Here is a 12,965-nt window from a genome sequence, read left to right as displayed (position 1 = left end):
AATTTTCTTCTTGACAACAGGTGTGCGCCAAAATATACATTTGTAAAACGCAAATTACAAGTGAAACGAAGAGGGCTCGCTGTACCGCTTGCACGGGTTCATCACGGTCGTTGAGACCGGGATGCGCGTCGCGGCATCTAACCCTGGCTCGAGAACAATCAAGGAGACGAACGATGAACAAACGCTTTCTGCAGCCCACCGCAGTGGCTTTGTCGATTGCCGCGGCGTCGCTGCTGTGCGCTGCCCATGCGAATGCCTGGACGTTGAAAGAGGCCGCGCAACCGTATTCGGGCACCACGATCAAGGCGATCTTTCTGGATCGTCCCGGCTACAAGGCCGCGCAAAAACTGATTCCGCAGTTCGAGAAAGAAACCGGCATCAACGTCAAGTGGGAAGTGATTCCGTACGAGAATACCCGCGAGAAAGAAGTGCTCAACTTCGTCGGCGGCGGCGACCAGGACGTGGTGCTGGTCGACGTGGTGTGGATCGGCGAGTTCGCCAGCAACAAGTGGCTCGTGCCGATCAAGACGTTTACGGACAACCCCAAACTCGCCGATCCGAAGCTCAACCTGCCCGGCTTCTTCCCGATCCTGCTCGACTCGTTCGGCACATGGGACAAGGTCGGCTACGGCCTGCCGTTCGACAACTACTCAGGTCTGATGTTCTACAACAAGTGCATGCTGAAGGACGCAGGCTTCAACGAGCCGCCGAAGACCTGGGACGAGCTGCTGAACACCTATGCGCCCAAGCTCACGCAGCCCGGCAAGAACCAGTTCGCTTACGCATTGCAGTCGCGGCGCGGCGAGACGCAGTCGGCCGATAGCTTCATGCGCGTGTTGTGGCCCAACGGCGGCTCGCTGCTCGATGCCAGATTCAAATCCAACCTGATGTCGCCGCAATCGCAGGCTGGCCTCGAATACCGGCAGAAACTGATGAAGTACATGCCGCCGGGCATCGTCGACTTCGATCACGCGGAAGCCGTGAATGCGCTTGCGCAGGGGCAGGTCGCGATGATCACCGAATGGTCCGCGTTCTACCCGACGCTCACCGACCCGAGCAAGTCGAAGATCGGCAACTGCCTCGCGATCACGACGGAACCGAAGGGACCGGCGGGACTGAAACCCGCGCTCGGCGGCTTCTCGCTCGCCGTCAACGCGAAGTCGAATGCGAAGAAACAGGCGGCCGCGTGGCTATTCATTCAGTGGATCACTTCAGAGGAAATGGCCAAGCCGTATCTCGAAGCGGGAGGCGTGCCCGCGCGCACCGCCGTGTACCAGGACAAGGCTGTGCAGGACAAGTACCCGTTCGTGAAGCCGATGGTCGAATCGTGGCAGGGCGGCGTGCCGGACTATCGGCCGCGCTTCCCCGAATGGCCGGCAGTGTCGGAAGTGATCGGCGAATGGGGCACCAAGATCATGCTCGGCCAGGTGTCGGCGAAGGATGGCGCGCAAACCATCGGCTCGAAGACAGAGGAAATCCTCAGCAAGGCGGGCTACTACAACGGCAAGAAGCCTTTACTCAAGTAACGCCTTCCCGATGACAGGAGAACCGATGTTGAACGGCACTGCGCAACCGGACAACGGCCTGAAACCGGCGCGGCCTCGCTCGCGGGGCCGCTTGCCGGGTTCGCCGGCGTTCTGGTTTCTGATTCCCGCGATCTTCACGCTGGCGGCAATCGGCATTTATCCGCTGCTGCTGGCGCTGTACAACTCGTTTCATCAGTACAAGCTCGCCGATCTGGCGTCGGGCACGCCGTTCATCTGGTTCGACAACTACATCGCGACGCTCACCGATCCTTCGTTCTGGGGCGCGCTGGGGCGCACGGCGCTGTTCCTGTGCGTGACGCTGCCAATCGAAGTTGCGCTCGGCCTGTTCGCCGCGCTGATGCTTCATCGCACGACGTTGCCCAGGATGCGCGCGCTCGCGCGCGTGAGCCTCGTGATTCCGATGGCGACCACGTATGCGGTGGTGGGTCTGATCGGCCGGCTCATTTTCAACCGGCAGTTCGGCGTCGCGAATTATATCGGCGGCTTGTTCGGCATGCCGCCGCAAGATTGGCTCGCCGATCCGACGCTCGCTTTCGTGTCGGTGATGATCATGGACATCTGGCAATGGACGCCGTTCTGCGCGCTCATTCTGCTCGCCGGACTGACAATGGTGCCGAAGGAAGCCGAAGAGGCCGCGCGCCTCGAAACGCCCCGGTGGAGCAAGATCCTGTGGCATCTGCAAAGGCCTTACCTGCTGCCCGGCCTCACCGCGATCCTGATCCTGCGTTCGGCCGACATGCTGAAGATGTTCGACGCCGTGTTCACGATGACGCGCGGCGGTCCCGGCACCGCGACCGAGTTCATCAGCGTGTACATCCAGCGCGTCGGCTTCCGTCTGTTCGATCAGGGCATGGCGTCGGCACAGGCCATCCTGTTGCTGGTGCTGACCATCGTGCTGTCGCGGCTCTACATTCGCTTCGTCTATCGGGAGGCTGCGTGAACGCCCCTTCGCAACCCGCAAACGGCACTCCCGCGCTGGCGGGCAACGGCGGCCTGACGGCGCGCGCGCGCCGCGCACGCGCCGCGCGGCGCAACGCAACCGCGTGGCATTTTCTCGGCCTGCTGGTGGTGTTCGTGTCGTCCGTCTTTCCGTTCTACTGGATGGTGGCGACGAGCCTCAAGAGCCAGGCAGACGCGCTCGCGTATCCACCCGTGTGGCTGTTCAAGCCGACCTTCGCGCATTACGCGGAAGCGCTTTTCACGCACGAAGTGGGCGGCAGTCTGATCAATTCGCTGATCATCGCGAGCAGCACGACGGTACTGTCGATCCTGCTCGGCACGCCCGCCGCGTACGCACTCGCGCGCTACGAGTTTCGCGGCAAGGAAGACCTGTGGTTCTGGTTCATCTCGAACCGCATGGTGAGCCCTGTCGTGCTCGCCGTGCCTTTCTTCCTGATCGCGACGAAGCTCGATATCGTCGATACGCATATCGTGCTGATCCTGCTTTACATCACGTTCTCGCTGCCTATCGTGATCTGGATCTGCACGGACCAGTTCCGCAACATTCCCGTCGAACTGGACGAAGCGGCGCGGCTCGACGGCGCGTCGCCATGGCGTATCTTCTGGCGCATCAATCTACCGCTCGCGATGCCCGGCATCGTGGTCTCGGCGATCTTCGCGTTTATCTTCTCGTGGAACGACCTGCTCTACGCGCTGGTGCTCACGCGCACGGACGCGATCACGTCGCCCGTCGCGGCCACCAGCTACATGAGCGGCTATGAACTGCCGTGGGGCGAAATCATGGCGACGGGCACGCTGATCGTGCTGCCCATGGTGGTGTTCGCCTTGCTCGTTTCGGGCCGGCTCGTGCAGGGGCTGACGATGGGTGCGGTGAAGTGACACTTTGGTATAACGGTGCGTCGCTTTCCACTGAAACACAAGACCGTACATGAACAAGAATGCCCCACCCGTCATGATGTCCGAAGCCGACACCGCGATCGACGCCGAAGAGGAATTGCAGGCGCGCGTCGCGTGGCACTACTACATCGGCAATCTGACGCAGCAGGAAATCGCGCATCGCATCGGCAGCAACCGCGTGCGCGTGAACCGTCTGCTTGCGGCCAGCCGCGAATCGGGCCTCGTGCAGATCACGATCAACAGCAGGATCGCGCCCTGCATCGCGCTCGAGGAAGAACTCGCGGAACGCTTCAAACTGGAGTCCGCCGTCGTCGTGCCCACGGGCGCCAATGCGGAAGCGAACATGGCGGCGCTCGGCATCGGCGCGGCGGGGTGTCTCGCGAAGCGCATCGAAGCGGGCGGCACCGTCGGCCTCGGCTGGGGCCGCACGATCCGCGCGGTGCTGCGCGCCATGCCGCAACGCTCGTACGGCACGCTCAATGCCGTTTCGCTGCAAGGCGGGCTGTCGCACTGTCCGAGCATCAACACGTTCGACATCGTCTCCGACTTCGCGAACCTCTGCCACGCGGACGGCTATCTGTTCGCGGCGCCCATCTATGTCGGCGGCCAGAAAGCGCGCGACATGATCCTGCAGGAAGAGACCGTGCGCGCAACCTACGAACTCGCTCGCAATGCCGACCTCGCGTTGCTGACCTGCGGCGACCTGACGGAATCGCTGGTGGTCACGTACGGAATTTCGAAGCCCGACGACTTGCGAACCTTGCGCAAGGCAGGCGCCGTCGGCGACATGCTCGGTCATTTCATGGACGCGCACGGCGAGCCGATCGATCATCCGCTGAATCGCCGCACGGTCGCGATTTCGCTCGACGATCTTCGCAAGATCAAGGACGTGGTGCTGGTGTCCGGTGGCACGAAAAAGTTCGAGGTGACGCGCGCCGCGTTGCGTGGCCGCTATGCATCCGTCCTCGTCACCGACGAAGACACCGCGCGCCGCCTGTGCGACGAACCCTGAGGAACCGCGATGCCGACGCCCGACCGCAACCGCGAATTCGAAGCCAAGACCGCGCTCGTCACGGGCGCGGGCAAAGGCATCGGACGCGCGACCGTGCAACTGCTGGCACAGCGCGGGGCGCGCGTCGTCGCGATGAGCCGCACCGCCGCCGATCTGCAAACGCTCGCTGAAGAGACCGGCTGCGAGACGGTCTGTGTGGATCTCGCGGACCCTGTCGCCACGAAAAACGCGGCCGAGGCCGCGCAGCCCGTCGACTTGCTTGTCAATTGCGCGGGCATCGTCGAGCTGCAGCCGTTTGTCAATACGAGCATCGAAGCCTTCGACGCGATCATGGCTGTCAACGTGAAGGCCGCGATGATCGTCGCGCAAGCCTGCGCGCGCAGCATGATCGCGCGGCGCGCGGGCGGCGCCATCGTCAACGTGTCGAGCCTGTCGGCGACGGTCGGCTTGCCGCTGCACGCGGCCTATTGCGCGTCGAAGGCCGCGCTCGACGGCCTCACGCGCGTGATGGCCGTCGAACTCGGGCCGCACGGCATACGCGTGAACACCGTCAACCCGGTGGTCACGCTGACGCCGATGGCCAGCAAGGCGTGGAACGATCCCGCGAAATCTGCGCCGATGCTCGCGCGCATTCCGCTGAACCGCTTTGTGCAGCCGCTTGAAGCGGCGCGCACGATCGCGTATCTGCTCAGCGACGACGCCGCGATGGTCAGCGGCGTGAGCCTCGCCGTGGACGGCGGCTTCCAGGCGGGTTGAGCGTGCGCGGCGCGCGGGCATATCGTGCGCTCATTCGCGCAGCCATACAGATTCGGCAGCCCAACATCTTTTGCAAAGGAACGGAGATGGAAGCACTGGTACTCGAAGGCACGCAACGCATCAGCCTGCGGCCGTTTAGTCTGCCGCAGACGGTCGGCCCGCGCGACGTGCGCATCCGTATTCATACGGTCGGCATTTGCGGCAGCGACATTCACTACTATCAGCATGGCCGCATCGGACCCTTCGTCGTCAACGAACCGATGGTGCTCGGTCATGAAGCGGCCGGCACCGTCGTTCAGGTCGGCGACGACGTGCAGCATCTGAAACCCGGCGACCGTGTCTGCATGGAGCCCGGCGTGCCCGACATGGAGTCGCGTGCGTCGCGCGAGGGCTACTACAACCTCGATCCGAAAGTGCGCTTCTGGGCCACGCCGCCCGTGCACGGCTGCCTTGCGCCGTTCGTCGTGCATCCCGCCGCGTTCACCTACAAGCTGCCGGACAACGTGAGCTTTGCCGAAGGCGCGATCGTCGAGCCGCTGTCGATCGGACTTCAGGCGGCCAAAAAGGCAGCCATCAAGCCCGGCGACGTTGCCGTCGTGATGGGCGCGGGCACGATCGGCATGATGTGCGTGCTGGCGGCGCTCGCGGGCGGTTGCAGCCGCGTGATCGTCTGCGACATGGTGCCCGAGAAACTCGAACTGATCGGCGGCACGCCGGGCGTCACGGCCGTGAACATCCGCGACACGTCGGTACGCGATGTCGTGAAAAGCGTGACCGACGCTTGGGGCGCCAACATCGTGTTCGAAGCGAGCGGCAGCGAAAAGGCGTTCGACGGGATCGTCGATCTGCTCTGTCCTGGCGGCTGCCTCGTGCTGGTCGGCATGCCGCAGCGTCCCGTGCCCGTTGACGTCGTCGCGCTGCAGATCAAGGAAGCGCGCGTCGAGTCCGTGTTCCGCTACGCGAATATCTTTCCGCGCGCGATCCAGTTGATCGCGTCGGGACGCATCGACGTCAAGCCGTTCATCTCGCGCTCGTTTGCCTTTGCGGACGGCATCAAGGCATTCGAGGAAGCGGCGAGCGGCAAGCCGACCGACGTCAAGGTGCAGATCGTGATGGAGTAGGCTGGCGGAGCTTTCCGGGGGCCGGCCGCCGGTCGCGGGGACGCATGAGTTCTCGAGTGGATCCCCGCGCGAATGATCGGCATGGCATGCATGCATGCATGCGGCGCCACCATGCCCGTGCAACGCGACCGCATGTCATACTTGCGAGCCCCTCCTGCTCATCTGTGAATGACGTAATGCCCTATCCTTCCGCGTCCATCGGCTTCAACTCCAATCCGCTCGAACGCCATTCCGAAAAGCGTGAAGACAGCGCGTTTATCGAGCGCCTACGCAGCGATCCGGCCGCGCGATTTCTCGTCTTCGACGGCGACATTCCGATCCTCAAGCACGGTAGCGAGCACGATCCCTGGTTCTTCGCGCACGAAACGACTGCGCTCGGCGAGCCGCTCCATCAAGTATTTCTGGGCGAAGAGAGAAACGGCAGCGCACGCTTCGCGCTGGGCTTTCCGTCCGGCCTCGCAGTGGAAAGCTTCTCGACAGAGGCAGTGATCGAGCGCATTGAGCTTCGCTCGATTGCATTGCAAGGCCTCGTTGCAACGCAGCTGCTCGGCGTACTCGGCGAAGCGAAGTCGATGCTCGACTGGCACCATCGCCACTCGTTCTGCGCAAACTGCGGCTCCGCCAGCCGCGTCGCCGCGGCGGGCTGGCAACGCACTTGCGACGCGTGCGGCGCCCGCCACTTTCCGCGCGTGGATCCAGTCGTGATCATGCTGGTGATAGATGGCGAACGCTGCCTGCTGGGACGCCAACGACATTTCGCGCCGGGAATGTACTCCGCGCTAGCCGGCTTCATCGAACCGGGCGAGACCTTTGAAGACGCCGTGCGCCGCGAAGCAATGGAGGAAGCTGGTGTGGCGTGTGGACAGGTTGCCTATTTCGCGTCGCAGCCGTGGCCGTTTCCGTCATCGTTGATGATCGGTTGTTTCGCGCAAGCGAGCGACACGGACATCGTCGTCGACACCGTAGAGCTCGAAGACGCGCGGTGGTTCTGCCGCGCCGAAGTCGCGGCGATGCTCGCGGGAACGCACGAACGCGAACTCTCGGCGCCCAAGCCGTTCGCCATCGCCCATCATTTGCTGCGGGAGTACTGCGAGAAAGGTGCTTCGGTACTGGGCGGCTGAATCCCTGCGGAGAACCGAAGACCCCGGAAGGCTTCACCGCTGTGCAGGCGACCGCTGCTGCGCGCGGCCGCGACGCCGGAACTCGTTACCGTGTGTCGGCAAACCGGACCCGGTCGACATCATCCGGGCCCGGACCAGCGCGGCACACAGCAAGGCAAAGCAGGCTGACTCACAGGTAGTTCTTTGCGTGCTACTTATGCGTAAATCGCCTGACAGTACTGGTAACAAGATCTACGTAGAACAGATCGCCATCCTGCCCGGATTTCAAATCGACCGGCCCTCCCTGCAGACCTCTTGCGAAAGTCTGCGGCGTGTTGTTCGGTGGCTGCATGGTCCAGATGCATTGCCGAAGAACATCGCCAAAGTACAGCGCGCTCCTGAACTCCAGCGGATAGGTTGTGCTGCTGCCATCGGTAAATCCGACCGCTGAGATCACGCTGCCATTCTGGTCCGGCCCACCGCCCGATGGTTTGCCGCCGCAGGTCTTCCCCCTGCTGTCCTCGACCGTGACGTAACTCGTGTGGGAGTAGGCGAAAAAGGGTGGCGTGATACCCCCAACGCTCCCGCAGTAGCCCGTACTCTGATAGTCCGGTTGAGGCGCCGCTGCGAAATTGTTGCGGGGGTCCCATCCCTCGAAGCACGGCCACCCAAAATTCTGCCCTGCAACGGCGAAATGATCGATGGCCTCCCAGAGGTTCCAGCCCACATTGCCGATATACAGATCGTCCGTCCCGCCGGGCAGCCTGGCGAAGCGGAAGGGGTTGCGCAGACCGTTTGTGACGATCGCTACGCTTTGGGTTGCCGAGCCGGGGTTCGTCACCTTGAGAATGACCCCGTCGTCATAGGACGACGAGCCTTGACTGCGGAACGACCCTTGCGGGAAAGCGGAACCGTCGCCGCAAGCGTTGTCGAGCTGGCCGTAGTCGACCTGGTCGAAGCTTGAGCCGTCGCCGGCACTCACATAGAGCGTTCTGTTGTCGGCTCCGAAGACGAGGGCCCCGATGCTGTGAGACGTGTAGTAGAAACACCACGGCTGGCTGGTGGCTGCCGCGGCAGGCAGAATCTTTTTTTCGCCGGACGCAGTCAGCAGCGAAAGTTGGCCTCGGGTAACAACGTTCTGACTGCATGGCCCTGTTGCGGGGGGCGTGGTGTACAGCACGTAAATGTTGCCGTCATTCAGAGGATCGACGGCAAGTCCGAGAAGTCCGCGGTCGGCATCATTGCAAACCTCGCTGCCGAGATCGGCGAACAGCGTGCAGGTAGGATGCGCCAAGTCGCAATTCCAGACCTTGCCCCCTTTTTCGGCGACGAAAACCCTGTCCTTATGTGCGTTGAAGCTTATCGCGGTTGGCTGCGTGAGGCAGCCCGCGAACAACACGTGTTCGGTAAAACCAGGGGGAAGCTTCGGCGGCGGCTTGGACGTCGACGTGGGCTGGCATGTAATGGACTGCCCGACAGCCACGTTGGGCACTGGAGCGTCTCGAACAGGCTTTGCATCGGTGAGAGCCGATAGTAAGAGCAACGCTGTCAGCGCGGCAATCGCGCGGCAGGCGCTAAGCCAACCATTTTTGCAGTGTGTCATCGTATCCTCCCGATCACGAATCGACCCATCGCGAAACGATTCAACGATAGGCCGATAGGCGGTACGCGGCGGACAAAACCCCGACTTCGCACGCCGTGAAGTTTTTGCATGTCAGGAGCGATTGCGCGGGCACACGTTTTCTGCCTTTCCGAATCAGACGCAGTCAGGGATCAACTGGATCATCCGGACGGCACTTGTGCACCCCCACTGTCGAGTCGTTCAAACCGGAGGCTGGGCCTCCATCAAGGTGCCGATACGCGCAGGCGAGAACGGCGGACGCAGCCCATCGCGCGACCAGCCCAGGCAGAACGCCGCTGCTTCGCCGCAGATCTTGCCCTGGCACGGCCCCATCCCGCAGCGGGTGTGCAACTTGGCATCGCGCCAGCTGCGATGCTGCGCGGCGTCGGCAAAGCGCACGTCTTCGCAGCGGCAGATCACGGTGTCCGGCGCGGCGAGTGCGCGCAATCGCGGATCGAGCGCGAAGGCCGCGTGCATCCGGGCCGCAAAACGGCGATAACGCTCGCGCTGCGCAAAGAGGGCGCGCGCCTGCGCGACGTTGCCCACTGCCGCAAGCGCCGCGATGCGCCCTTCGACGGCGGACAGTTCCATGCCGCCCACACCCGTGCATTCACCGGCCGCGTAAATATCGGGCTGGCTGGTTGCCTGCAGTTCGTCGACAACGATGGCGAGCGCGCCGTCGGTTTCGTCGACATCGCAACCGAGGGCCGTGCCCAGCATCGTGTTTGGCACCAGACCGTAGGCACAGGCAAGCCTGTCGCAGTCGATCCGCGTTTGCCGCATTTGCCGCATTTGCTTATAGCCCTGCTGCACCGTCACCTGCGTAAGCTTGCCCTCGCCGTGCGCGGCGCTGACATGCGCGCCGCACAGATACGGCGTCGCGCGCAGATCGAAGCGCATGCGCGCCGCTTGCGCGAGTTTCGCGGGCGTGTGCACGAGCGACAGCGCGAACCGCCGCACGCTATGCACTGGCGCCTGCTCGACGATCGCCACCACCTGCGCGCCCTGTTCGCGCGCGGTCGCGGCCGCCGCCCATAACAGCGGCCCGGTCCCGGCAATCACGATGCGTTGGCCACGCACCGGCATGCCGCCCTTCACGAGCGCCTGCAAACCGCCCGCCCCTGTCACGCCCGGCAGTGTCCATCCCGGGTAAGGCAGAAAACGCTCGCGCGCGCCGGTCGTGATGATGATCTTGCGGTAACCGACCGTATAGCCGCGCGCCGCATCTTCGACGAGCAATTCGTGTGAGCGAAGCGCCTGCACGACGCGCGTGCCGTGCAAGCGCGTGACGTTGGCGGCGTTAGCCACCGCATCGATTGCCTCGCGCCCGCGCCCTTGCGGCCGATGGCGCGGACCCTGTCGCCAGATCTGTCCGCCAGGCAGCGGGTTATCGTCGACCATGCCGACGGTCGCGCCTGCTTGCGCAGCAACGCTCGCGGCATGCAGTCCCGCAGGTCCCGAACCAATCACCAGGATATCGAAATTCATCATTCAGACCTTGCTGTCCTGACGTTCATCCCTTCGGCGCAGAGCGTTTGACACGCAAGCCGATGGCGCACGCCGTCGATGCTCACGCGGCATTCCTGACACACGCCCATTCCGCACAGCGGCCCGCGTTGCGCGCCGCTGACGGACTCGCGCGTGACCACGCCCGCTGTGGCCGTCGCCAGCGCGATCGCCGCGACGACCGAACTGCCGCGCTCGATCTGCACGTCGCGTCCATCCACGTTGATCGTCACAGTGTCATGCATGAGCGACTCCCGTCTGTGCGAAGCGGGCGGGCTGGTAAGGGGCCGCGTCGATCGGCAGCACATCGCCTAATTCCAGCATCTGCGCGGCGATCAGCTTGCCAGTAGCGAGTGCTGTCGTTACGCCCAGGCCTTCATGACCGGCCGCGAGCCACGTCGAACGGTGATACGTGTCGTCCGCGAACGGCGCGGCTGGCCCGATCAACGGCAAGCCGTCGCTCGTCGCCGGCCGAAACCCGGTCCAGGCGCGAATTGCGTTGAGCATCGGCAATGCAGGTAAATACTCGCAGGCGCGACGCAGCATGCGCGCAAGAATTTCCGGCTCGATAGCCGGATCGACACTGTCGAATTGCCGCGAGGAGCCGATGAGGATCTGGCCGGTTGGACGCGGCTGCACATTGAACGCCACCGACGTACCGCTTGCGTTGTGGGCGCTCTTGATATAGCCGAGTTCGAGTATCTGATGGCGGATCGTGCCCGGATAACGATCGGTGATCAGCAGGTGTCCTTTCTTTGCCTGGATCGGCAAGCCGGGCAGCAAAGCGGTCGCTTGCAGGCCATTGGCCAGCAGCACGGCGCCCGCCGCGAGCGTTTCGCCATTGGCGAGCACGACGCCCTCGCGATCGACTCGCGCAACCTGAGCATCGAGCCGGCACGTCAGCCGGCCTTTCACTGGTTGCGCGAGCAACCAGGCGGCAGCGGCGGGCGCGTACACCACCGCATCGTCGGCAAGCAGCATGCCGCCGCGCAAGCCGTCGCGCAGTTCGGGTTCGGCTTCGCGCACCTGTTGCGCGTCGAGCAGCGAGCAGGCCACGCCTGCTTGCGCCAGCGCCTGCTGCCGGGTTTGCGCGAGCTCGTACTCCTCGTCGTCCGCGGCGACCCAGAGCGTGCCGCAACGCACGAACGCCTCGCGCGCGCTCAGGCGCGGCGCGAGTTCGAGCCACAGATCGCGCGACCAGGCAGACAACGCGAATTCCGCTGGCGAGTCGTCCATCAGCACGAGATGGCCCATACCAGCCGCAGTCACGCCGCCTCCGATGCCCGCGCGATCCAGCACGAGCACATCCGCGCCGTGCCGCGCGAGTTCATGTGCGCATGCCCCGCCGACGATGCCCGCGCCGACCACGATCACGTCGGGACTCGAACGAAGCGGCTGGATCACGCGCGAATGCCCCATGCGAAAGGATCGTCCGCAGCGAAGATCAGCCTGGCTTCGGCGCTCACGTGCGCGGTGCCGCGAATGCTCGGGCGCACGTAACGTCGGTCCGATTCGCTCGCGTCTTCGTGAAGCTCGAAGCTCGCTTCGAAGATGCTGCCGATGATGCTTTCCTGCCGCCAGCTCGCGCCCGGCGCGAGATGCGCATCGGCGGCAAGGCACGCGATCTTCGCGCTCGTGCCCGTGCCGCACGGCGAGCGGTCGTAGGCCTTGCCGGGGCAGAGCACGAAGTTGCGGCTGTCGACGCCGGGCGTGCCGGAATCCGCGAACAATTCGATGTGGTCGATGTGCGCGCCGCCTTCGCCGGTAATGCCGTTGGCTTCGAGCGCGGCGCGGATCGCCCATGCGGTATTCGTCAGCGATTCGACGTGTGCGAATTCGAGCGCCTGGCCGTGGTCGGCGACGAGGAAGAACCAGTTGCCGCCCCACGCGATGTCGCCATGCACGAGGCCGAGTCCCGGCACGTCCAGCGGCACTGCCGTGCGATAGCGATACGCGGGCACGTTGCGAACGGTGACGCTGCGATCGTCATGCAATTCGGCCTCGACCACCCCGACGGGCGTTTCGATCCGGTGCACCCCCGCCGCAATACGGCCCATATGCGCGAGCGAAACGATCAAGCCGATCGTGCCATGCCCGCACATGCCGAGAAAGCCGACGTTATTGAAGAAGATCACGCCCGCCGAGCAGGTCGGATCGTGCGGCTCGCAAAGCAGCGCGCCGACCATCACATCCGAGCCGCGCGGTTCGTTGACCACGCCGGCACGCACGTGATCGAAATCGCGCCGAAAAATGTCGAGCCGCTCCGCGAGCGGGCCGCGGCCCAGCTCGGGGCCGCCTTCAACGATGAGCCGGGTGGGCTCGCCGCCGGTATGGGAGTCGATAACGGTAATGGAGTTCATGACCACAATCCTGGGCATCGGCCGCAAGGCCGTTTTGTGCGGTACGCGCGGGCAGTGCCTGACGGCACCGCCGAGCCTTGAGATG

Annotated in this window: 12 protein-coding genes; 7 read left to right on the top strand and 5 right to left on the bottom strand. The window is 64.0% G+C overall.

Annotated features, from left to right (window positions below; translation table 11 throughout):
• Nucleotides 1-173 precede the first annotated feature (173 nt).
• The 7 genes from LJ656_RS06800 (at nucleotide 174) to nudC (ending at nucleotide 7,414) form a co-directional block, all read left to right on the top strand.
• Nucleotides 174-1,526 (top strand): ABC transporter substrate-binding protein, encoded by a 1,353-nt coding sequence (locus LJ656_RS06800; RefSeq protein ID WP_230508504.1) that lies wholly within the window; start codon nucleotides 174-176, stop codon nucleotides 1,524-1,526.
• Nucleotides 1,527-1,551: 25 nt separating this feature from the next.
• A complete protein-coding gene (locus LJ656_RS06795; RefSeq protein ID WP_230508503.1) occupies nucleotides 1,552-2,487 on the top strand; it encodes a carbohydrate ABC transporter permease in 936 nt (311 codons plus the stop codon).
• Complete coding sequence (locus LJ656_RS06790) at nucleotides 2,484-3,386, top strand: carbohydrate ABC transporter permease (protein WP_230508502.1); 903 nt, start codon at nucleotides 2,484-2,486, stop codon at nucleotides 3,384-3,386. The genes LJ656_RS06795 and LJ656_RS06790 overlap by 4 nt, the downstream gene beginning before the upstream one ends.
• 49 nt (nucleotides 3,387-3,435) lie before the next feature.
• Nucleotides 3,436-4,416 (top strand): sugar-binding transcriptional regulator, encoded by a 981-nt coding sequence (locus LJ656_RS06785; RefSeq protein WP_230508501.1) that lies wholly within the window; start codon nucleotides 3,436-3,438, stop codon nucleotides 4,414-4,416.
• 9 nt (nucleotides 4,417-4,425) lie between these two features.
• On the top strand, nucleotides 4,426-5,172 hold the full coding sequence (locus LJ656_RS06780; protein ID WP_230508500.1) for an SDR family oxidoreductase: 747 nt from the start codon (nucleotides 4,426-4,428) through the stop codon (nucleotides 5,170-5,172).
• 86 nt (nucleotides 5,173-5,258) lie between these two features.
• Nucleotides 5,259-6,293, top strand: coding sequence for an NAD(P)-dependent alcohol dehydrogenase (locus LJ656_RS06775; RefSeq protein ID WP_230508499.1), 1,035 nt, complete (start codon nucleotides 5,259-5,261; stop codon nucleotides 6,291-6,293).
• Between the two features lie 176 nt (nucleotides 6,294-6,469).
• Nucleotides 6,470-7,414: an NAD(+) diphosphatase gene (gene nudC, locus LJ656_RS06770; RefSeq protein WP_230508861.1), complete on the top strand. Its 945-nt coding sequence runs from the start codon at nucleotides 6,470-6,472 to the stop codon at nucleotides 7,412-7,414.
• A gap of 190 nt (nucleotides 7,415-7,604) precedes the next feature.
• Here nudC and LJ656_RS06765 read toward each other — a convergent pair whose 3' ends face one another.
• The 5 genes from LJ656_RS06765 to LJ656_RS06745 form a co-directional block, all read right to left on the bottom strand.
• The gene (locus LJ656_RS06765) at nucleotides 7,605-8,996 is read right to left on the bottom strand and encodes a PQQ-dependent sugar dehydrogenase (RefSeq protein WP_230508498.1); all 1,392 of its coding nucleotides are present in this window, start codon (nucleotides 8,994-8,996) and stop codon (nucleotides 7,605-7,607) included.
• Between the two features lie 219 nt (nucleotides 8,997-9,215).
• Entirely contained in the window at nucleotides 9,216-10,502 is a 1,287-nt protein-coding gene (locus LJ656_RS06760; protein ID WP_230508860.1) for an FAD-dependent oxidoreductase, read from the bottom strand.
• A complete protein-coding gene (locus tag LJ656_RS06755; RefSeq protein ID WP_230508497.1) occupies nucleotides 10,502-10,765 on the bottom strand; it encodes a 2Fe-2S iron-sulfur cluster-binding protein in 264 nt (87 codons plus the stop codon). Before LJ656_RS06755 ends, LJ656_RS06760 begins: the two co-directional genes overlap by 1 nt.
• A complete protein-coding gene (locus LJ656_RS06750) occupies nucleotides 10,758-11,939 on the bottom strand; it encodes an NAD(P)/FAD-dependent oxidoreductase (protein WP_230508496.1) in 1,182 nt (393 codons plus the stop codon). The genes LJ656_RS06755 and LJ656_RS06750 overlap by 8 nt, the downstream gene beginning before the upstream one ends.
• A complete protein-coding gene (locus LJ656_RS06745; RefSeq protein ID WP_268998535.1) occupies nucleotides 11,921-12,880 on the bottom strand; it encodes a 4-hydroxyproline epimerase in 960 nt (319 codons plus the stop codon). The genes LJ656_RS06750 and LJ656_RS06745 overlap by 19 nt, the downstream gene beginning before the upstream one ends.
• Nucleotides 12,881-12,965: the final 85 nt, after the last annotated feature.

This window comes from Paraburkholderia sejongensis (genome assembly GCF_020880815.1).
Lineage (GTDB): Bacteria > Pseudomonadota > Gammaproteobacteria > Burkholderiales > Burkholderiaceae > Paraburkholderia > Paraburkholderia sejongensis.
This window is presented reverse-complemented; position numbering and strand designations above follow the sequence as displayed.

Coding starts and splice junctions, on each gene's coding strand:
- LJ656_RS06765 (WP_230508498.1), bottom strand. CDS start 8,996: ATGACACACTGCAAAAATGGTTGGCTTAGCGCCTGCCGCGCGATTGCC.
- LJ656_RS06755 (WP_230508497.1), bottom strand. CDS start 10,765: ATGCATGACACTGTGACGATCAACGTGGATGGACGCGACGTGCAGATC.
- nudC (WP_230508861.1), top strand. CDS start 6,470: ATGCCCTATCCTTCCGCGTCCATCGGCTTCAACTCCAATCCGCTCGAA.
- LJ656_RS06795 (WP_230508503.1), top strand. CDS start 1,552: ATGTTGAACGGCACTGCGCAACCGGACAACGGCCTGAAACCGGCGCGG.
- LJ656_RS06800 (WP_230508504.1), top strand. CDS start 174: ATGAACAAACGCTTTCTGCAGCCCACCGCAGTGGCTTTGTCGATTGCC.
- LJ656_RS06745 (WP_268998535.1), bottom strand. CDS start 12,880: ATGAACTCCATTACCGTTATCGACTCCCATACCGGCGGCGAGCCCACC.
- LJ656_RS06785 (WP_230508501.1), top strand. CDS start 3,436: ATGAACAAGAATGCCCCACCCGTCATGATGTCCGAAGCCGACACCGCG.
- LJ656_RS06750 (WP_230508496.1), bottom strand. CDS start 11,939: ATGGGGCATTCGCGCGTGATCCAGCCGCTTCGTTCGAGTCCCGACGTG.
- LJ656_RS06760 (WP_230508860.1), bottom strand. CDS start 10,502: ATGAATTTCGATATCCTGGTGATTGGTTCGGGACCTGCGGGACTGCAT.
- LJ656_RS06780 (WP_230508500.1), top strand. CDS start 4,426: ATGCCGACGCCCGACCGCAACCGCGAATTCGAAGCCAAGACCGCGCTC.
- LJ656_RS06775 (WP_230508499.1), top strand. CDS start 5,259: ATGGAAGCACTGGTACTCGAAGGCACGCAACGCATCAGCCTGCGGCCG.